The following is a 19,904-nucleotide window of genomic DNA, read 5'->3' as shown; positions in this document are numbered from 1 at the left end:
AAGGAGAGAGACACATGACACGGCACCCTGTCCGCCTCTGGCTCACCGCCGGCGCACTGCTTGCCACCGGAGCCCTCACGCTCACCGCGTGCGGCTCGGGCTTCACCGACGCCCCCGGCGAGGGCCAGGCCTCCGGCAGCGGAAAGCTCAGCATCCTCATCGGCTCCTCGGGCGACGCCGAGACGAAGGCCGTCACCGATGCCGTCGCCGCGTGGAGCGAGCAGTCCGGCGTCGAGGCCGAGGTCCAGACCGCCAACGACCTCCCGCAGCAGCTCTCCCAGGGCTTCGCGGCCGGCTCCCCGCCCGACCTGTTCTACCTCGCCCCCGAGGCCCTGGCCGGTTACGCCTCCAACGGTTCGATCCAGGCCTACGGAGACGACCTCGCCAACAAGGACGACTTCTACCCCTCGCTCGTCGACAACTTCACCGTCGACGGCACCTTCTACTGCGCCCCCAAGGACTTCTCCACCCTGGCGCTCATCATCAACACCGACCTGTGGGCGGCCGCCGGGCTCACGGATGCCGACATCCCCACGACGTGGGACCAGTTGGCATCCGTCGCCCAGAAGCTCACCGCCGACGGCCGGGTGGGCCTGGCGTTCGGCGCCGAGTATCAGCGCGTCGGTGCCTTCATGGCGCAGGCCGGCGGCGGGCTCGTCACCGACGGCGCGGCCACCGCCGACAGCGCCGCGAACGTCGAGGCTCTGACCTACGTCAAGACGCACCTGAACGACGGCACGTTCGCCTTCGCCTCCGACGTGGGAGCGGGCTGGGGCGGCGAGGCGTTCGGCACCCAGAAGGCCGCGATGACGATCGAGGGCAACTGGATCACCGGCGCCATGTCGGCCGACTACCCCGACGTGAAGTACCAGGTCGCCGAGCTCCCCGCGGGCCCCGGCGGCAAGGGCACATTGCAGTTCACGAACTGCTGGGGCATGGCCACCGACAGCGGCAACCAGGAGCAGGCCCGCTCGCTCGTCGAGTACCTGACCGGCACCGACCAGCAGCTGGCGTTCTCGGAGGCCTTCGGCCCCATGCCGTCGATCCAGTCCGCGGCCGACGCGTGGACCAGCGCCAACCCCGACCTCGGCGCCTTCCTCGCCGGGGCGGACTACGCGCAGTTCCCGCCGAACATGGCCGGGGCCGCCGACGTCATCACCGACTTCAACGCCCAGCTCGAGTCGCTCAAGACCGGCGACCCGCAGGCGCTGCTGTCGACGGCGCAGTCCAACCTCGAGGCCATCGTCAAGTAATCATGAGTGCTCTCACCACAGCGCCGCGTCGCGCCGGGTCCCCCTCCTCGGGGATCCGGCGCGGCGAGGCCGCCGCCGGGTGGCTGTTCACCGCCCCGGTGCTGATCATCCTCGGCGTGTTCCTCCTCGTCCCCGTGCTCATGGCGCTGTGGGTGAGCTTCTCCGACTGGACCGGGCGCGGGAGCCCGTTCTCCTCGAACGTCGGCTTCGTCGGTCTCGACAACTACGCCGCCGTCACCACCGGCGGCGGCCTCGCCGAGCGCGACTTCGGCACGGCCCTGCGCAACAACGCCTGGTACGTCCTGCTCGTCGTGCCGCTGCAGACCGCGCTCTCGCTGTTCCTCGCCGTCCTGGTGAACCGGGCGGTCCTGCGTGGACGCGGCCTGTTCCGCACCGCTTTCTACTTCCCCTCGGTCACCAGCTCCGTGGCGATCACGGTGCTGTGGCTCTTCCTCTTCTCGGCATCCGGTGCCGTCAACGAGGTGCTGTCGTGGCTCGGCATCAACGGGCCGAACTGGTTCAGCGACCCGTCCGGGGTCGTGCACAACCTGCTCGGCGCCGTCGGCGTGACCAGCGGCCCCGCGTTCCTCACGGGCAACACGATGCTCGGCGTCTCGTGGTGGGACTGGCTCGCCGGCCCCTCGGTGGCGATGTCGGCGTTCATCCTCATGGCCGTCTTCACCACCTCGGGCACCTTCATGCTGCTGTTCATCGCGGGTCTGCAGAACATCGGCGCCGACGTGCAGGAGGCCGCGATGATGGACGGCGCGAACGGCTGGCAGCGTTTCTGGCGGGTGACCCTCCCCCAGCTCAAGCCCGTGCTGTTCACCGTGCTGACCCTCGGCCTCATCGGCACCTGGCAGGTGTTCGACCAGATCTACACCGGCACCCAGGGCGGTCCTGGGAAGACGACCCTGACCCCCGCCTACCTCAGCTACTCCTCCGCCTTCCTCTCGCAGCAGTGGGGACAGGGTGCGGCGATCGCCTTCGTGCTGTTCGTCATCATCGTGGCCCTCACGATCCTGCAGCGCTTCGTGCTGCGCGACCGCCCGGTCTCGCGCCGACGCATCCGGCAGTACGAGATGCCCGGCACGGGCTCGAAGGGAGCGAAGCGATGACCGCCACGGCATCCCCGCAGACGACCGTGCTCGCCGAGCAGCGCGTCGACGGCCCTGTGAAGCCCGCGAAGCACCGCATGTCGGGCAAGACCCTGCGGTGGCAGATCGGCCTGTACGTGCTGCTGCTCGTGCTCGCCCTCGTCTACATCTATCCGTTCCTCGTGCAGGTGGCGACCTCCTTCAAGACGGATGCCGGGGCCGCGGCCGACCCGATCTCGCTGGTGCCGCAGCCCTTCACGTGGGCCGCGTACGAGCGCCTCTTCCTGAACTCCGACTTCCCCGTCTGGTTCGGCAACTCCGTCGTGGTCACCGTCTTCGTCACCGCGGGACGCGTCTTCTTCAACTCCCTCGCCGGATACGCCCTCGCCCGGCTGCAGTTCCGCGGCCGCGGCATCGTGTTCGCCGGACTCGTGGCGGTCATGGCGGTCCCGGCCGTCGTCCTGCTGATCCCGAAGTTCCTCGTCATCAACCAGCTGGGCATGTACGACTCGTACGCGGGCATGATCCTGCCCCTACTCGTGGATGCCGCGGGCGTGTTCATCATGAAGAACTTCTTCGAGTCGATCCCCCCGTCCGTCGAGGAGCAGGCCCGCATCGACGGCGCCGGCACGTTCCGCGTGTTCTGGTCGGTCGTGCTGCCGATGGCGCGTCCCGCCCTCATCACGATCGTGATCCTGTCGTTCCAGGGATCGTGGAACGAGCTCAGCCACTTCGTCATCTCCACCCAGTCGCCCGAGCTGACCACCCTGACCAAGGGCGTGGCGTCCCTGGCCAGCGGACAGCTCAGTCAGGGCAGCCAATTCCCCCTCAAACTCGCGGCCGCGGCCCTGATGACGATCCCGGTCGCCGTGGTCTTCTTCATCTTCCAGCGCCGCATCATGAACGCCAGCGAAGGAGCCGTCAAAGAATGACCACCGCCCCCACCACCTCGCCGAACGGGACGACCACCGAGACCATGCCCCTGCAACCGCTGCTCAACGACGCCCTCATCGTGCTGCGCGCCCCCACCCAGGTGTGGTCCGACGCGACCGGCGCCATCGGCACCGCCGCGGTGCACGGTGTCTACCACGGCGACGTCCGTCACGTCAGCGCCCTGACGGCTTCGTGCGACGAATCGCCGATCGAGTGGATCTCGACGGCTCCCGACGGCGCGTCCCGCGTCGTCTTCGGAGGGCTCGTCCGCGGTGTCGACGACACCACCCCCGACCCGAAGGTGCGGCTCATGCGCGACCGCCGGGTCGGCGACGGCGTCGTCAGCGAGACGTGGACGCTCCGCTCCCGCGTCGACCGGCCGATCCGCGCCACCCTCCGGCTGCGCCTGACGACGGAGTTCGCCCAGCTGCACGAGGTGAAATCGGGCCACGCCCACCCTCGCGCGACCGAGACCGTCGTCGAGGGTTCCGGTGCCCGGGTCGACGCCGGCGCTCAGGGCCTCGCCCTCCTCGCCCCGGGTGCCGACGTGGCATCCGGTGCCGACGGCCTCGACGCCGCGTGGGAGGTCGACGTGCCCGCGTTCGGCGAGGTCGAGGTGGGCTTCACGCTGACCCTGCGCGACGACACCCTCGTCGTCGACTCGCCCGCCGTCCCGGCCCGCTGGGATGCCGCCGCCGTGGCCTCCGCGTCTCCCGATCCACGCCTGGCCCGGTGGCTGTCGAGGGCCCTCGACGATCTCGACGCCCTGCGCCTCGTGCTCCCCGAGCACCCCGACGACGAGTTCTTCGCGGCCGGTGCGCCCTGGTTCTTCACGCTCTTCGGACGCGATTCGATCTGGGCCGCCCGTCTCGCCCTCCCCCTCGACCGCGAGATCGCGGCATCCACCCTCCGCGTGCTCGCGCGCCTGCAGGGGACGGACGACGACGCCCAGACGGCGCAGGAGCCGGGCAAGATCCTGCACGAGCTGCGGGCGTCGTCGCTCGAGATCCCGGGCGAGGGCATCGTGCTGCCGCCGAAGTACTACGGCAGCGTCGACTCGACCCCGCTGTGGATCTGCCTGCTCGCCGACGCGTGGCGCGCGGGCATGCCCGACGCCGAGGTGCGCGAGCTCCTGCCCACGCTGCGCGGCGCGCTGGGCTGGATCCGCGAGAGCGGGGACAGCGACGGCGACGGATTCCTCGACTACATCGACCGCCTCGGCACGGGACTGTCGAACCAGGGCTGGAAGGACTCCGGCGACTCGATCCAATGGCGCGACGGTCGTCTGGCCGAGGGACCCATCGCCCTGTGCGAGGTGCAGGCCTATGCCTACGAGGCCGCCCTCGCCGGTGCCGACCTGCTCGAGGCCCTCGGCGAGACGGCGGATGCCGCCGACGTCGCGTTCTGGCGTGCCTGGGCCCGCGACCTCAAGGAGCGCTTCGCCGAGACGTACTGGGTGCAGACGCCGGAGGGCCGTTACCCCGCCGTCGCGCTCGACAACGCCAAGCGTCCCGTCGACACGCTGACCAGCAACATCGGGCACCTCATCGGCACCGGCATCCTCTCCCCCGACGAGGAGCGGCACATCGCGTCGCTTCTGCTCGGCGAGAGCATGTCGAGCGGGTACGGGATCCGCACGATGTCGACGGGTGCCGCCGGCTACTGGCCCCTGTCGTACCACGGAGGCAGCGTCTGGGTGCACGACACGGCCATCGCCGCCCACGGCATGCTGCGCGCGGGCCTGACCGCCGAGGCCCGCACCGTCGTCGAGGGACTCCTGGATGCCGCCGAGGGCTTCGCCTACCGCGTGCCCGAGCTGCACAGCGGCGATCCGCGCACGCACTCCTCCGTGCCCACGCCGTATCCCGCGGCGTGCCGCCCGCAGGCGTGGTCGGCCGCGGCCGCCGTCGTGTGCCTCACCGCCCTCACGCCCTCCCCCCAGGCGTGAGCCCGCCGGGCGGCGGCGTTCCCGAGCGTCGCCGCCCGGCCCTTCTCCCTCCCGCGCGACGGTTTCCGCACGGTTCGGGGCGCATCCCCCTGTTCGGGGCGTGAATCGCCCGCCCCGACGGCCCGATCGCGCCCCGAACCCGGGCGAGAAGCCGACGCGCGCGCGTTCAGGCGACCCGCGTCACCGTCCCGCCCGTCAGCGACACGAGCTCGTCGAAGGTCAACGGGAACACCGTGTGCGGGGTCCCGCCCGCGGCCCAGATCTCGGGGAAGGCCGCGAGGTCTTCATCGACCACGGTGGTCAGCGGAGCGGGGTGTCCGGTCGGCGCGACTCCCCCGATCGGCTGGCCGGTCGCGGCGAGCACCTGTTCCGGCGTGGCCCGCCGGATGGCCCCGCGCCCGAGCCGGTCGGCCAGCGCCGCCGTGTCGACGCGGTGCGCCCCGCTGGTCATCACCAGCAGCGGCTCGTCGTCGCTCCAGAACACCAGGCTGTTGGCGATCGCGCCGACCTCGATGCCGAGGGCCGCGGCGGCCAGGGCCGCCGTCGACGCGGCATCGGGGAGCACGATGATCTTCCCCGGGATGCCGGCCGCCTCCAGCGACGAGGCGACGAGACGGCTCCGGGCGGGCAGGTCGTCGGTCATGCCCGACAGCCTAGGGGCGCCGCTCACGCGATCCACCGCCGGATGACACGATCCGCTCGAGATCGCAGGTCCGTCGCGCCGAAACGAGCCGTCTCGTCCCGAACGCGCGATCTCGGCATTTCACCCGCTCCCCGCGGCCCGGCGCACTCGCGCCGAGGCGTGCCGGGCGTCAGAATGGATCCTGGATGCCGCAACGCCGCGGCATCCGGAACGTGCCGCCCACAAGGCGACCGACGACAAGGAACGCGATGACCAACGCCCTGCCCCTGCCCGATTTCACCCACGAGCGCGTGGAGGTGATGACCGGGCGCCGCAGCGGCCTGTTCATCGCCGTCGCCCTGCACTCCTCGGTCCTCGGCTCCGCCCTCGGCGGAGCGCGACTGTGGACCTACCCCTCGTGGACCGACGCCCTGGGCGACGCCCTGCGGCTGTCCGCCGCGATGACGCTGAAGAACGCCGCCGCCGGACTCGACGCGGGTGGAGGCAAGAGCGTGATCGGCCTGCCCGAGGGCACCGTCCTCGACGCCGACCGCCGTCGCGCCGCCTTCCTCGACCTGGGCGACGCCGTCGAGAGCCTCGGCGGTCTGTACCGCACGGCAGAGGACGTGGGCTCCACCACCGACGACATGCTCGTGGTGAGCGAGCGCACGGCGCACGTCGTGGGCCTCCCCGACACCGTCGGCGGGTCGGGCGAGCCCGCCGGCCCGACGAGCCTCGGCGTCTACGCCTCCCTCGTCGCCACTCTCGAACGTGCTGTCGGCACGAGCGACGTCTCGGGGCGCCGCGTCACGATCGCCGGCCTGGGCCAGGTCGGCAGTCGGCTCGCCGAGCGCTTGGCGAGCGAGGGTGCGACGCTGACCGTCACCGACGTCAACCCGGCCAAGCGCGCGCTGGCCGCCGAGCTGGGCGCCGCGTGGGTCGAGCCGAGCGAGGCGCACCTCGTCCCGGCCGATGTCTTCGTCCCCGCCGGCATCGGCGGCGTGCTCACCGATGCGGTCATCGACGCGCTCGACGCACGCGCCGTCTGCGGTCCCGCCAACAACCCGCTCGCGGAGCGATCGGGCGCCGAGCGCCTCGCCCGTCGCGGCATCCTCTACGCCCCCGACTTCGTCGTCAACGCCGGCGGCGTGATCTACCTCGACCTCGTGGCCAAGCAGCGCGGCACGCTCGAGCAGATCATGGGGCGCGTAGCCGACATCGGCGACACCGTACGCCGTGTCTTCGACGAGGCCGAGTCGCGCGGGGTCACCCCGCTGGCCGCCGCCGAGGGCCTCGCCGCCGAGCGCCTCGCGGTCGGAGCGGGCGACGGCGCCCTCGTCTGACACGCCCGGGACGAAGAGAGCCGGATGCCGTTTCCCACGGCATCCGGCTCTTTTCTCCGTGTTCAGTGCGCGGCATCGTAAGCCGCGAGGACGGCCGCGGAAATACGTCCGCGCGCATTGATGGAATAACCGTTCTTCTCCGCCCAGGTGCGGACGTCGACGAGATCGCGCGTGGGCGCGGGGCGACGCCGCGAGTCTTTTCGGACGGACGGCGAGGAAAAGCCGACGGGGCGCCCGGCGGAGATGAAGGGCTCGAACGCCTCGCGCATCTTCTCGACATTCTCACTCGAGAGGTCGATCTCGTAGGAGCGCCCTTCGAGCGAGAAATGAACGGTTTCCCCGTCGTCGATGACCGAACCGTCGAGATCGTCGATCACCTGCGTGATGTGCTTTTTCGCCATGCGCCGATCGTAAGACGGGTATTTCCGGCGCCCGGGGGCGCGCTATTAGGAATTCACCCGCATCTCCGTCAGCTTTCACCGTCGTCCGGAACGGGCGCCCGGCTCTCGACCGCGACGATCCGGTGATCCTCGTCGTGCGTGAGTTCGGTCCGAAGGAATTGCTCGTCGTCCGGCAGCCGGAGCACGAAACGCGAATACGCCGTCATACGCAGACCGCCCTCGCGCACGCGCAGGTCGAGAACGTGGCCGCCCACGGTGCGGTCGTCGGCGAGGAAATGCAGATGGAGCCCGGCGACCGTGATGCCCTGATAGATGCGGGGCATCCAGAAACCCACGAGAGAGCCCGCGCAGTCGGACGACACCGTCTCGATCTGCTCTGCGGCGACCTCCGCGAGCGGGCGGAGGGGCGGCTCCTGGCGCCGTGTGACGCGCGTGCGGATCCGCGCCATCACGCCGTCCAGACGCACCGCGTGGAAGAGGTTGCGACTGGCCAACCGCGCCTCGACGTGCTCCTCGAGGGCCGCGAAGTCGGCGTCGCGCACCACCGTCTCGGCCGTGTCGCCCATCGCGCACACGTCGACGAAGGGCAGCAGCTCGCCCGGGTCCATCGGTCGCGGCGGGGCGTCCGGTGTGCACTCGAACGGAGTGCCGTCGAGGACGACGACCTCGCCGCCGAGGCCCTCGCAGCAGCCGACACCGGTATCGCCCAGTTCCGAGACGGCCGATACGGGAATCCCCGCGGAATACACGCCGCCCAGCAGCGCGTCGAGCACGGCGAATTGCGTCACCGCGCTCGACGCGACATCAGCGGTCGGCGGACCGACCGGTGAATGCGAGGCGATCTCAGGAATTCGCGTCGGCGTAGGCGTCGAGGATCGACGCGGGAACACGACCGCGGTCGCTCACCGTGTGGCCGTTCGCCCGCGCCCATTCGCGGACGGCTCCGAGATCGACATCGCTCGAGCGACGGGGAGCGCGCGATCGACGCGAGGTGGACGCACCGCGGGAAACCGAACGAGCGGCATCCACGAAAGGCGCGATCGCCGAATAGAACTTGTCCGCGTTGCGGTCGGAAAGGTCGATCTCATAAGCGCGGCCTTCGACCGAAAAAGTGATCTGCTTTCCCTGTCCGTCTTCGAGGACAGTTCCATCGAGATCGTCGACGAGGTGCGTGATGTGCTTCATAGCCATAATACGAAAAACCTTACACCGACATTCGATGAATTACTTGCATGACTATCCGCGTGATAGTGGGTGCGCCGGAGGAACGCCTCACCGATAGGCGCGGGCGCTGCGAGGGACTATTCTCCGGGGGTGGTGTTCGCTCCTGGGACATCACCCGAGACAGAGGAAGCGTCGCGTGAGCCTTTTCCGTACCAAGTCGGTGGAGCAGTCCATCGCCGACACCGATGAGCCGGAGTTCCGCCTCAAGAAGTCGTTGAGCGCGGTCGATCTGACCGTCTTCGGCGTGGGCGTCGTGATCGGCGCCGGCATCTTCACCCTCACCGGCCGCGCCGCGCACGACGTGGCGGGACCGGCCGTGGTGATCAGCTTCATCATCGCCGCGATCGCCTGCGGCCTCGCGGCCATGTGCTACGCCGAGTTCGCCTCGACCGTGCCGGTGTCGGGGTCGGCGTACACGTTCTCGTACGCCTCGCTCGGCGAGCTGTTCGCATGGATCATCGGGTGGGACCTGATCCTGGAGATGTTCCTCGGCGCGAGCGTCGTCGCCCAGGGGTGGAGCGCCTACCTCGGCACCTTCCTCCAGCAGATCGGCATCATCCTGCCCCCGGAGATCTCTTACGGCGGCGTGGTCGACCTGCCGGCGATCCTGCTCGTTCTCGTGCTCGGCGGCCTGATGACCCTGGGCATCAAGGAGTCGCTGCGCGTCAACCTCGTGCTCGTCGCCGTGAAGCTGTTCATCGTGCTGTTCGTCATCATCGCCGGCATCATGTTCATCAACCCCGCCAACTACAGCCCCTTCGTGCCCGAGTCGGTGCCCACCGAGTCGGCGTCCGGTCTGACGCAACCGCTGCTGCAGTTCCTCTCGGGTCTCGAGCCGGCGACCTTCGGTGTCGGCGGCATCCTCGCGGGAGCCGCACTGGTCTTCTTCGCCTACATCGGCTTCGACGTCGTGGCGACCACCGCGGAGGAGACGAAGCGTCCCCAGCGCGACCTGCCGATCGGCATCATCGCGTCTCTGGTCATCTGCACGATCCTCTACTGCGCCGTCGCGGTCGTGGTCACGGGCATGGTGCCCTACTCCGACCTCAACCCGTCGGCGGCCCTCGCCAACGCGTTCGCGTTCCACGGACAGACGTGGATGGCCACCGTCATCGCGGCCGGCGCCGTGGCGGGTCTGACCACCGTCGTGCTGACGCTGCTGATCGGGGCGACGCGCATCATCTTCGCGATGTCGCGCGATCGGCTGCTCCCCGGCGGCCTCGCCAAGGTGCACCCGCGCTTCCGCACGCCGTGGGTGATCTCGATCATCGTCACGGTGATCGTCGCCGTCGTCGCCGGTCTCACGCCCATCGGGGTGCTTGAGGAGATGGTCAACATCGGCACGCTCTCGGCCTTCGTGCTCGTCTCCGTCGGCGTGATCGTGCTGCGGCGCAAGCGCCCCGACCTCGAGCGCGGCTTCCGCGTGCCGTTCAGCCCGGTGCTGCCGATCCTGTCGGCGCTCATCTGCACGTACCTGATGCTCAACCTCTCGGTCGAGACCTGGTTGCGCTTCCTCATCTGGCTCGCCCTCGGATTCGCGATCTACTTCGCCTACTCCCGCAGCCACGCGCGCCTGGCCACCGGCGCACCCCTCGATCCCTCGAAGCCGCACGTCGTGGCACCGCCCGAGGACTGAGCCCCGCCCACCGGATGCCGCGGCCCCACCCGTCTCGAACGGCCGGGGTCGCGGCATCCGTCGTCTGCCGGACCGGCACCGGGGCTCGGACCCGCCCAGGTCATCCTCGAGGATGATTTCTCGCGCGCGAGTGTCGAAGTGGCCGTGGCCGCCGCGAGAGCCCCCCTAGGGTGGGGATGTTCGATGACGACGATTTCCGTTCCGGGGGGTTTCATGGGGATCGCACGCACGTGGGTCTTTCCGATTCTGCGTATCCTTCTCGTCGCCCTCGTGGCGGCGGCACTCATCAAGCTGGCGTTCTTCCCCGATCGCCCTGCCGACGCGTCTCCCGCGGTCCCAACCGGGACGATCGTGGAGCCGACAACGGTGGCGGCGTCGGGGACGATCACCAACGACGTGGTCGTCTCTGCCACCGTGGCGGCCGATCCCGCCGTGCCGATGAAGGCGACCGCCGCCGGCACGGTGAACAAGATCTTCATCGCCCAGGGGGCGAGCGTGAACCAGGGCGACGTCGTCTTCGACGTCAAGGTCCCCATCGAGCGCGATCCCGCCGACAGCGTGGATGCCGAGGGCAAGCCCAAGCCGGCCATCTTCCGCTACGAGGACGTGACGGCGCCGGCGGCCGGCATCCTGAGCTCGCTCTCGGTGATCTCGGGACAGGACATCACGATCGGGATGACGGCGGGCGCGGTGGCCCCGCCGACGTTCTCGGTCAGCGGCACCCTCGAGCCCGCCCAGCAGTACCGTCTGCTGGATCGTCCGACCGAGGCGACGGTGACGATCACCGGCGGCCCCGCGGCTTTCGCGTGCGGCAATCTGCGCATCACCACTCCCCTGGCCGGCAGCACCGGGGGCGGGTCGACCGACGACACGGCGACCCCGGGCGGAACGAGCACCGGCGGCGGTGGCGGTGGCGGGTCGTCGACGACCGCCACGTGCACCGTCCCGGGTGATGTCACGGTGTTCTCCGGACTCGCGGCCGAGATGACCATCGCCGGCGGGCGCGCCGAGAACGTCCTCGTCGTGCCGACCACCGCGGTGCGCGGGGCCGCGCAGAGCGGCACCGTGTGGGTGATGAGCGCCGACGGCGCGACCGAGGAGCGGCCGGTCAATCTCGGCCTGACCGACGGCACGCAGGTGCAGATCACGCAGGGCCTCGCGGAGGGCGATGAGATCCTCGAGTTCGCCCCGGGCGCCATGGCTCCGGCGAACGACGGGTGCACGACCTATCCCGACGGATCGATGTACTGCGAAGCGGCCCTCGGCGGATGAGTCTGCTCTCGCTGCGCGAGGTCACCCGCACGGTGATCCCGCAGGACCAGCCCGCCCTGACCATCCTCAACGGGATCGATCTGGAGATCGAGCCGGGCGACCACGTGTCGATCGTGGGGCGTTCGGGCTCGGGGAAATCGACCCTGCTCAACATGCTCGGACTGCTCGACCTGCCCACCAGCGGCGAGATCCTCTTCGACGACCGGCCGGTGAGGTCGTACTCGTCGGCGCAGCGCGATCGCCTCCGTGGAGCGGCGATCGGCTTCGTCTTCCAGCAGTTCAACCTGCTGCCGGGGCGCACCGCGCTGGAGAACGTCACCATGCCGCTGCTCTACGCATCGGGGCGGACGTTCTGGCGGCGGAAGAAGATCGCCGCCGACATGCTCGCCCTCGTCGGGCTCGAGCACCGACTGAACAGCATGCCCGACCGCCTGTCGGGCGGCGAGCAGCAGCGCGTGGCGATCGCGCGCTCCCTCGTGCGCGGACCACGGTTGATCCTCGCCGACGAACCCACGGGCGCCCTCGACCTCGACACCGGGCAGAGCGTCATGGAGCTCATCGACGAGGTCGCCGAGCGCACGGGAGCGGCGCAGGTGATCATCACGCACGACCCCACGATCGCTCGGCGCGCGCGTCGGCACTTCCGCCTCGACCGGGGTGTGCTCACGCCCGTCGACGACCCCTCGCTCGAGCCCCTGACGCGGCGCGACCGGCGCGAGATGGCGCCGTCGTCGGCGGAGTCGGCATCCATCGACGACGGCGGCCTCGCCTCGCTCGGCCTGGCCGGCACGGCGACGGCGGTGGGAACGGCGGTGGCGGGGCGCGACGACGAACGCGACGGTGCGTCCTCCGACGACGAGGCCGCGACCGACGGCGACGGAGGAGAGTCCTGATGCGGGCCCTCAGCGCGGTGGTGGGCGCTCTGCTCGAGGCATGGCAGGAGGTGCGTGTGCACCGCACGCGCGTGCTGCTCTCGCTCGTGGGCGTCGCCGTCGCCGTCTGCTCGCTCACCACGGTCGTCGCTCTCGGCGCGATCGTGCAGCAGGCCAATCAAGAGCTCAGCGAGCGGCAGTCGGGCCGTCCGGCGAGTCTGTCGGTCTCGGCCTATCGCACCGACGGCGGCACCCTCGCGGCATCCGAGATCGATGCGGCCTGGAACGAGGTCGTCGACCGCTACGGCATCGCCTACGCCAGCCGCGCGCTGCCGCTCATGCAGGCCGTGCCCTTCCCCGACGGCATCGTGCAGGTCGCGACCCAGGCCGTCGACCAGCCCTACGGCGAGATGCACCGCGTGCAGATGAGCGAGGGCGAGTGGTTCACCGACCTCGACGCCCAGCAGCTGGCGCCGCGCATCATCGTCAGCGAGATCTTCTGGGACCGCTTGGGCCGGCCCCCGCTCGAGAGCCATCCGGTCGTCGCTCTCGGCGGGCAGGGCGTGCCGAACGCCGCGTCGGGGATCCCCTCCGGCGGGGTGCGCGCCGTCATCGTCGGCGTCACCCCGGTGGCGACCTGGGAGACCGAGCCCACGATGTTCATGCTCACCGATCAGCTGCAGGCCATGCAGAAGGCGGCCGCGAGCGAACGCGGTGAGGCCGCGGCCTCGTCGAACGACCCCTACGGTGGTCCGAGCATGCCCTCGTACGAGATGTGGGTGCCGCCCGAGATCGCCGATCAGCTCACCGACGTCGTCAAGCGCGACCTGCGCGCGGCCCTCGGCACCGGCGTCGAGGTGACCGCCGATCGGCGCGACTGGGCCACGTACGGTGAAGACCCCTTCCTCGTCACCAAGATGGTCGTCATCGGCATCGCAGTGCTCGTGCTGCTGCTCGGCGCCCTCGGGCTGGTCAACATCGCGCTCGTGACGGTCAAGCAGCGCGTTCGCGAGATCGGCATCCGGCGCAGCTTCGGAGCGACGGCGAGCCGCGTCTTCTTCGCCGTCATGCTCGAGAGCGTCGTGGCGACCGTCGTCGCGGGGGCTGCGGGAGTGATCGTGTCGATCCTCGTCGTGCAGTCCCCCGCCGTGCGCGACCTCATCGGACAGGGGATGGTGAGCGACTTCCCCCCGTTCCCCGTGGATGCCGCCGTCACCGGCCTGATCGCCGCGACCGTCGTGGGCGCGATCGCGGGCCTGCTCCCGGCCCTCGTGGCCGTGCGCGTGAAGGTGATCGACGCCATCCGATATTGACCACACCCATTCGTCCGAGGGCCTGGGAAAGGCCCGCACCACGCAGATAGGTTCGAGATCGTGACCGACGCCTCCCGCGACACCCCGCCGACCGTTCCCCCGCAGGCCGTCGCTCCTCCGCCCGTCCTTCCGGATGCCGTCGTCCCCCCGGCCGCGACCGACCAGCAGCCCGCGATGCAGCTGAGCGGACTCGTCAAGCGGTTCGGCGAGAAGGTAGCCGTCGCGGGACTGGACCTCACCGTGCCGACGGGGTCGTTCTACGGCCTGGTCGGTCCCAACGGGGCCGGCAAGACCACGACGCTGTCGATGGCCACCGGGCTGCTGCGTCCCGACGCCGGAACGGCCCGCATCCACGGCGTCGACGTCTGGGCGCAGCCCGTCGAGGCCAAGAGGCTCATCGGCAACCTCGCCGACGGCGTGCGGCTGTTCGACCGGCTCACCGGTGAGCAGCTGGTGACCTACACCGGCATGATGTTCGGCCTGTCCCGCGAAGAGGTCGCCTCGCGCACCGCCGACCTGCTGCGCATCATGGACCTCGGCGAGGCCGCCGGAACACCCGTGGTCGATTACTCGGCGGGCATGACCAAGAAGGTCGCCCTGGCCTGCGCCCTCGTGCACGCCCCGCGCCTGCTCGTGCTCGACGAGCCCTTCGAGTCGGTCGACCCGGTCTCGGCGGCGAACATCGAGGACATCCTGCGCGGCTACACGGCCTCGGGCGGCACGGTCATCGTGTCGAGCCACTCGATGGACCTCGTGCAGCGCATGTGCGACCACGTCGCGGTCATCGCGCAGGGCCGGCTCCTGGCATCCGGGACCGTCGACGAGGTGCGCGGTGCGCAGACCCTCCAGGACCGCTTCGTCGAGCTCGTGGGCGGTCGTCACCACTCGGAGGGGCCGCAGTGGTTGCGACAGTCCTGAAGATCCGATTCCGCGTGCTGGGGAACACCCTCGTGCGGAGCCCGATGCAGTTGGTCGGCTTCATCCTCGGCCTGCTCGGGGCGCTGTGGATGCTGCTGCTGGTGGGGGTGGGGCTGTTCTTCGTCGGCACCCTCGATTTCGATGTCGCGCGCGCCGCGGTCACCGCCGCAGGGGCGGTGCTGACCCTCGGATGGGTCATCGGCCCCGTCTTCGCCGCGGGAATCGACACCACCCTGGACCCTGCGAAGCTCGCGCCGTTCCCGATGACGACGCGCCAGATGATGGTCGCGATCACCGCGGGCGGCCTCACCGGCGTGCCCGGCATCGCCACGACCCTCGGGGCGCTCGCGACCTTCCTGGTGTGGGCGCGCGAGCCGGTGGCCGCGATCGCGGCGGTCGTGTGCGTGCCGCTCGGCGTGCTCATCTGCGTCGTCGCGTCGCGCGCCGTCGCCGCGCTGGCCGGAGGGCTGGGCAGCGGGCGTCGCACGCGCGAGATCGTGGGACTCGTCGGCTTCCTCGCGCTGATCTTCGCGAGTCCGCTCCTGATCGGCGTCATGAACGCCCTGCGCGCCGCCACCGACCAGGGAGTGCAGCTGCAGAGCATCGTCGACGCGCTGTCGTGGACGCCGATCGGCGCCGCTTGGGCCGTGCCCGGCGACCTCGCCACCGGGGCGTGGCTCACGGGCGCCCTCCGCCTGCTCATCGCCGTGGCCACCCTGGCGTTGCTGTGGTTCCTGTGGTGGCGGAGCCTGTCGGCATCCGTCGTCGCTCCGCCCTCCCGCTCTGCGGCGAGGAGCCGCAGCGGGTCGCTCGCGTGGTTCGGCGTCATGCCCTCCACTCCCGTGGGCGCGACGTGGGCGCGATCGCTGACGTCATGGACGCGCGACATGCGCTACCTGCGGCAGCTGCTCATCCTGCCGGTCATGCCGATCCTGATGCTCGTGTATTCCGGTGGCCAGACGTCGGGGCCCCTGTTCGCACTGTCGGGGCTGCTGGTGGGCTTCTTCGCGGGCGTCCTGGCGTACACCGACGTCTCGTACGACGGCACGGCGTTCGCGACGGTGCTGCAGACGGGGATCACCGGGCGAGACGACCGCCTCGGACGCATGCTGGGCGCGGCGACCGTCAGCGTCCCGCTCGTGCTGATCATCGACGTCGCCACCGTCGCCATCGCAGGGCGGTGGGATCTCCTGCCGGCGGTCCTCGGTGCCTCGCTCGCGCTCACCCTGGTCGGTCTCGGCGTCAGCGCCGTCAGCTCCGCGCTCTTCGTCGTTCCCACCCCTGCGCCGGGCGACTCGCCCTTCAAGCGGGTGCCGGGCTCGACGTTCTCGATGTTCCTGGCGTTCCTGCTCTGCTGGGGTCTCGCCGCGGTCGTGTCGCTGCCGGCGGTGGTCCCCGCGATCATCTCCACCGTCACGGGATCCGCGACCGCGGGGTGGCTCGCCCTCGGGATTGGCCCCGCGCTGGGCATCGCAGTCTTCGTGATCGGGATCCTCGTCGGGGGTCGCACCTTCGACGCGAGCGCCCCCCGCCTGCTCGCGCAGCTGCGCACGTTCCAGGGGGCCTGAGAGACCTTCCCTCTCCCCCGTCACGGGACTAACGTGAGGGCCGATCCGCTCTCGAAGATGAAGGATGCCACCATGTCGACCTCTCTCGTCGTCTACCTCTCGTTCGCCGGCTCCGCCCGTGAGGCGATGGCCTTCTACCAGTCGGTCTTCGGTGGCGAGCTGACGATCAACACGTTCGCCGACTTCGGCATCCCGGACGCCCCCGCCGACGGGGTGATGCACTCGGAGCTGCGCGCCGAGGGCTTCACCGTGATGGGCGCCGACGGGTTCGACGAGCCCGCCGAGGGGTGGGGCGCCACGCGCGCGCACGCGGCGTTCATGAGCGACGAGTTCGACCGCGTCCGCGGCTTCTACGATCGCTTCGTCGAGCGCGGCGCCGAAGTGAAGCAGCCGCTCGAGAAGCAGGTGTGGGGCGACTTCTACGGCGAGCTCACCGACCCGTGGGGTGTGGCGTGGATGTTCAACGTCGCCGCGCCCGGCGGGTGGGCTGAGGGCACTGCGGCGGAATGACCCCGCCAGGCGGGTCTGCCACGGTGATGCGCGGCCACGGGAGCGGGGCTGCCGACGGGCCGTGACGCCCGCTGGTGCGCTGGGCTCAGCCCGCGAACGCGTCGACGCGGGCGACGAAGCGCGCCGGATCGACGAGGTGCGGGTAGTGCGTCGGAGGCTGCCACACCTCGTGCACGGTGTGCGGAATGATCTGCTGCAGCCACGCCGCGTACTCGGGACCCGCGTCGAGCCCGGTGATGACGAGGTAGGGCACATCGGCGGGCACGCGCGTGAGCCGGTCGACCAGCCCGGCGAGCTCTTCGGGTGAGCCGTCGAGGAGCGGACTCCACATCCCGAGGACCACGTCCTGCTTGGGGGCGCGCAGAGCGTTCACGCGCTCGACTTCGCCGGGGTCGAGCTCCCCCGCCATCTGCGCGAACATGCCGTGGATGAACAGCGGAAACTGCTCTCCGCGCAGCATCCCCTCCGCCTGCTGGATCTGCTGCTGCATCCCGGCCAGGTGCAGCGGCTGATCGACGTTGACCACGGCCCGCGCCGGGAAGAGCGCGCCGTAGGCCGTGGCGACGATGCCGCCCATCGAGTGCCCGACGACGATCGGCGGGCCGTCGGGAACGGCACCCTTCTCCTGCAGCTGCGCGACGGTGTCGTGGATGTCGGTCGCGAGGGTCGGGATGTCGTACGGCTCCGCCGCCTCCGAATCGCCGTGGCCGCGGACGTCGACGCGCACGACGGTGAACGATCCGCTGAGATCGACGGGATCCCAGCTGCGGCGGTCTTCGGTGATCCCGTGCACCAGGACGAGGAGCGGACCGGAACCGGAGACGTCGTGGGCGAGGATCATGGCGCGGCTCCCGTGCTCGGAGGATCGTGGATGAGCCAGAGCCTAGCGGGATGGGCGCCGCGGTGACCCGGGAGAACGAGAGCGGCGCCCCTCCCGAAGGAGAGGCGCCGCTGCGGTTCTGGTGGACCTGAGGGGATTCGAACCCCTGACCTCCTCGATGCGAACGAGGCGCGCTACCAACTGCGCCACAGGCCCGGAAACCTCGTAAACACTATCACGCCACGTGCACGTCACCCGACGCGGGCCGCAGCCCGGGCGCGCCGCGACGTGACGACGAACCGGGCTCACACGGGGATGTACCGGAGGAAGCATGCCGAGTCGAAGGCGCCGCTCGACGGCATCCGTTCGACGGAAGGGAGCGCGGCTCACTCCCCCGATGCGCGACGCGCGAGGAGGCGCTGTACGTGGCTCTCGATCTCGCTGTCGTCGACGTAGCCCATGGCCGCGTACGGCGAAGCGACGGGGGCGACAGCGGCCGGGCGGGCCGTCTCGATCGGCGTGGGTGCCTGCTCGGCGGCGATGTGCCGAGCGGCCTCTTCGCGGGCCGCGGCCCGCAGGGCCTCGCGGGCGAGCTGCTCGTCGACGGTCGCTGCAGCACGGGAGCCGACCGAGGCGACGAGCGGGCGGGGCAGCTCACGGGGCGTCCACGTCGGGCGCGGTTCGGGCACGAGGGCGACGTCCTGTACCTCGGCCACGGAGCGGCGCACCGACACCTCGACGGGGCGCTGCGCGGTGCGGGTCGCCACGACGGAGATCCGACGCAGGATGACGAGGGATGCCACGACCACCGACGCGCCCGCGAGCAGGAGCAGCGGAGCGGCTCCCCCGACGAGCTGCACGGCGCCGAAGCCCGCAGCGATGAGTCCGGCCAGCAGCGCGACGGAGACGACGAGACGGAACCGCCGGCGCACCCGCGAGCGGCGAGCGGCGGGAATCGCGACCGCGGCGGCCTGCTCGGCGCGTGCGCGCTCCACGGCCTCTGCGCGTTCGGCGCGCGTCTTCTCCAGCGCCGCGGCACGCTCGGCCCGGGCCACCTCGACGGCGGCGGCGCGCTCGGCGCGGGCCACCTCGATCGCGGCGGCGCGCTGCTCCTTGACGACGTCGCGGTCACGGGCGCTCTCGAGCTTCGCGACCTCGAGACGGGCCTTCGCCGCCGCCAGCTCGGTCTGCGCTTTCTGCGCCTGCACCTGACGAGCCAGCTTCTGCTGCTGGTGCGCGGTGCGGGCGGTGAGCTCGAGGTGCACCTCGCGCGGCGTCTCCGCCGTCTCCGCGAGCACGCGGAGAGCCTGATTGAGACGCACGGCGTTTCGTTCGGCGGAGGTGAACCGATGCCGGCTCTGCCACGACGGCAGGAGATAGACCAACCACAGCGCGACCGCCACGAAGACGATCACCCCGCCGCTCAGCACCTGGCCACCCATGGGATAAAGGTAGGTCACCGAGAGATCACACCTCGGCATCCCCCCGCGTGTCGTGCCGAGAGTTCGCCGCAACGCAGGTCATATGCGCTGCGACGACCCTCACAGACGGTCGGCCGGAGGGATGCGCGCCGCGTCGGGCGGAACCTGCCCCCGCGCCCAGCGATCGAGCACGCCGTGCGGCACCTCTTCGCGCACCAGGGCGAAGGCGTAGTGGTCGCGCCAGTCTCCGTCGATGTGGATGTAGCGGCGGCGCAGCCCCTCGTAGCGGAAGCCGAGCTTCTCGACCACCCGCAGGCTCGCGTGGTTCTCGGGGCGGATGCAGATCTCGATCCGGTGCAGGTTGAGCTCGGTGAAGCACACGTCGGTGGCCATCGCGACGCTGATCGTCGTGATGTTGCGTCCGGCGAACTCCTCCGCCACCCAATAGCCGATCGTCGCCGACGCGAGCGAGCCGCGCGAGACGCCCCACACGTTCAGCTGCCCGGCGACCTCGTCGTCCCACGCCATCACGAAGGGGACGCCGAGGCCGTCACGGTACTGCTGGAGGAGGCGACGGATGCCGAGCCGCATGTCGAACGACACGGGGCCGTCGGGGCTGGTCGCCTCCCACGGACGCAGCCACGGGCGGTTGTCGATCAGCTGCTGCTGCAGCACACGCGCGTCGCGGTTGCGGATGAGACGGATCGACACCTCGCCGTGCCGCCTCGGGATCGATAGATCCATAGTGCTCCG

At 70.6% G+C, this 19,904-nt stretch carries 19 protein-coding genes and 1 tRNA gene; 12 read left to right on the top strand and 8 right to left on the bottom strand.

From position 1 onward, the window contains the following. Positions 1 to 14: 14 nt before the first annotated feature. From RWH44_RS12925 to RWH44_RS12910, 4 genes are all read left to right on the top strand, one after another. A complete protein-coding gene (locus RWH44_RS12925; RefSeq protein ID WP_316004869.1) occupies positions 15 to 1,253 on the top strand; it encodes a sugar ABC transporter substrate-binding protein in 1,239 nt (412 codons plus the stop codon). 2 nt (positions 1,254 to 1,255) lie between these two features. Further along, positions 1,256 to 2,371, top strand: coding sequence for a carbohydrate ABC transporter permease (locus RWH44_RS12920; RefSeq protein WP_298873284.1), 1,116 nt, complete (start codon positions 1,256 to 1,258; stop codon positions 2,369 to 2,371). A gap of 77 nt (positions 2,372 to 2,448) precedes the next feature. Next, a complete protein-coding gene (locus RWH44_RS12915) occupies positions 2,449 to 3,282 on the top strand; it encodes a carbohydrate ABC transporter permease (protein ID WP_437127299.1) in 834 nt (277 codons plus the stop codon). Then, positions 3,279 to 5,231 carry a glycogen debranching N-terminal domain-containing protein gene (locus RWH44_RS12910; RefSeq protein ID WP_316004868.1) on the top strand — a complete coding sequence of 651 codons (1,953 nt, stop codon included), beginning with the start codon at positions 3,279 to 3,281 and terminating at the stop codon, positions 5,229 to 5,231. The genes RWH44_RS12915 and RWH44_RS12910 overlap by 4 nt, the downstream gene beginning before the upstream one ends. A gap of 166 nt (positions 5,232 to 5,397) precedes the next feature. Here RWH44_RS12910 and RWH44_RS12905 read toward each other — a convergent pair whose 3' ends face one another. Further along, positions 5,398 to 5,874: a YbaK/EbsC family protein gene (locus RWH44_RS12905; RefSeq protein ID WP_316004867.1), complete on the bottom strand. Its 477-nt coding sequence runs from the start codon at positions 5,872 to 5,874 to the stop codon at positions 5,398 to 5,400. Positions 5,875 to 6,122: 248 nt separating this feature from the next. Here RWH44_RS12905 and RWH44_RS12900 point away from each other — a divergent pair, with 248 nt between their 5' ends. Continuing rightward, positions 6,123 to 7,196, top strand: a complete 1,074-nt coding sequence (locus RWH44_RS12900) for a Glu/Leu/Phe/Val dehydrogenase family protein (RefSeq protein WP_298873292.1) — start codon at positions 6,123 to 6,125, stop codon at positions 7,194 to 7,196. Between the two features lie 62 nt (positions 7,197 to 7,258). On the opposite strand, the gene RWH44_RS12895 is transcribed toward RWH44_RS12900, so the two are convergent. The 3 genes from RWH44_RS12895 to RWH44_RS12885 form a co-directional block, all read right to left on the bottom strand. Next, positions 7,259 to 7,597 (bottom strand): histone-like nucleoid-structuring protein Lsr2, encoded by a 339-nt coding sequence (locus tag RWH44_RS12895; RefSeq protein WP_298873294.1) that lies wholly within the window; start codon positions 7,595 to 7,597, stop codon positions 7,259 to 7,261. A 68-nt stretch (positions 7,598 to 7,665) separates the two neighbouring features. Further along, positions 7,666 to 8,385 (bottom strand): acetolactate decarboxylase, encoded by a 720-nt coding sequence (locus tag RWH44_RS12890; RefSeq protein WP_316004866.1) that lies wholly within the window; start codon positions 8,383 to 8,385, stop codon positions 7,666 to 7,668. Positions 8,386 to 8,440: 55 nt separating this feature from the next. Next, positions 8,441 to 8,782: a histone-like nucleoid-structuring protein Lsr2 gene (locus tag RWH44_RS12885; RefSeq protein ID WP_316004865.1), complete on the bottom strand. Its 342-nt coding sequence runs from the start codon at positions 8,780 to 8,782 to the stop codon at positions 8,441 to 8,443. Positions 8,783 to 8,957: 175 nt separating this feature from the next. Here RWH44_RS12885 and RWH44_RS12880 point away from each other — a divergent pair, with 175 nt between their 5' ends. From RWH44_RS12880 to RWH44_RS12850, 7 genes are all read left to right on the top strand, one after another. Further along, entirely contained in the window at positions 8,958 to 10,457 is a 1,500-nt protein-coding gene (locus tag RWH44_RS12880; RefSeq protein ID WP_298873300.1) for an amino acid permease, read from the top strand. A gap of 270 nt (positions 10,458 to 10,727) precedes the next feature. Continuing rightward, entirely contained in the window at positions 10,728 to 11,729 is a 1,002-nt protein-coding gene (locus tag RWH44_RS12875) for a permuted SH3 domain-containing protein (protein WP_316004864.1), read from the top strand. After that, on the top strand, positions 11,726 to 12,622 hold the full coding sequence (locus RWH44_RS12870; RefSeq protein ID WP_316004863.1) for an ABC transporter ATP-binding protein: 897 nt from the start codon (positions 11,726 to 11,728) through the stop codon (positions 12,620 to 12,622). Before RWH44_RS12875 ends, RWH44_RS12870 begins: the two co-directional genes overlap by 4 nt. Beyond that, complete coding sequence (locus RWH44_RS12865) at positions 12,622 to 13,914, top strand: ABC transporter permease (protein ID WP_316004862.1); 1,293 nt, start codon at positions 12,622 to 12,624, stop codon at positions 13,912 to 13,914. Before RWH44_RS12870 ends, RWH44_RS12865 begins: the two co-directional genes overlap by 1 nt. Positions 13,915 to 14,088: 174 nt before the next feature. Then, positions 14,089 to 14,832 (top strand): ABC transporter ATP-binding protein, encoded by a 744-nt coding sequence (locus RWH44_RS12860; protein WP_316004968.1) that lies wholly within the window; start codon positions 14,089 to 14,091, stop codon positions 14,830 to 14,832. Beyond that, on the top strand, positions 14,814 to 16,400 hold the full coding sequence (locus tag RWH44_RS12855) for a hypothetical protein (protein WP_316004861.1): 1,587 nt from the start codon (positions 14,814 to 14,816) through the stop codon (positions 16,398 to 16,400). The genes RWH44_RS12860 and RWH44_RS12855 overlap by 19 nt, the downstream gene beginning before the upstream one ends. 72 nt (positions 16,401 to 16,472) lie before the next feature. Then, complete coding sequence (locus tag RWH44_RS12850; RefSeq protein WP_316004860.1) at positions 16,473 to 16,910, top strand: VOC family protein; 438 nt, start codon at positions 16,473 to 16,475, stop codon at positions 16,908 to 16,910. An 85-nt stretch (positions 16,911 to 16,995) separates the two neighbouring features. On the opposite strand, the gene RWH44_RS12845 is transcribed toward RWH44_RS12850, so the two are convergent. The 4 genes from RWH44_RS12845 to RWH44_RS12830 all read right to left on the bottom strand — a co-directional run bounded on the left by RWH44_RS12845 (position 16,996) and on the right by RWH44_RS12830 (position 19,895). Continuing rightward, positions 16,996 to 17,751, bottom strand: coding sequence for an alpha/beta fold hydrolase (locus RWH44_RS12845; RefSeq protein WP_316004859.1), 756 nt, complete (start codon positions 17,749 to 17,751; stop codon positions 16,996 to 16,998). A 119-nt stretch (positions 17,752 to 17,870) separates the two neighbouring features. Further along, positions 17,871 to 17,946: transfer RNA gene (locus RWH44_RS12840), tRNA-Ala, on the bottom strand. Positions 17,947 to 18,116: 170 nt separating this feature from the next. Continuing rightward, complete coding sequence (locus RWH44_RS12835; protein ID WP_316004858.1) at positions 18,117 to 19,190, bottom strand: large exoprotein; 1,074 nt, start codon at positions 19,188 to 19,190, stop codon at positions 18,117 to 18,119. 81 nt (positions 19,191 to 19,271) lie between these two features. After that, positions 19,272 to 19,895: a GNAT family N-acetyltransferase gene (locus RWH44_RS12830; protein ID WP_316004857.1), complete on the bottom strand. Its 624-nt coding sequence runs from the start codon at positions 19,893 to 19,895 to the stop codon at positions 19,272 to 19,274. Positions 19,896 to 19,904 lie beyond the last annotated feature (9 nt).

The sequence above is a fragment of the Microbacterium phycohabitans genome (assembly GCF_032464935.1).
In the GTDB taxonomy this organism is placed as follows: domain Bacteria; phylum Actinomycetota; class Actinomycetes; order Actinomycetales; family Microbacteriaceae; genus Microbacterium; species Microbacterium phycohabitans.
This window is presented reverse-complemented; position numbering and strand designations above follow the sequence as displayed.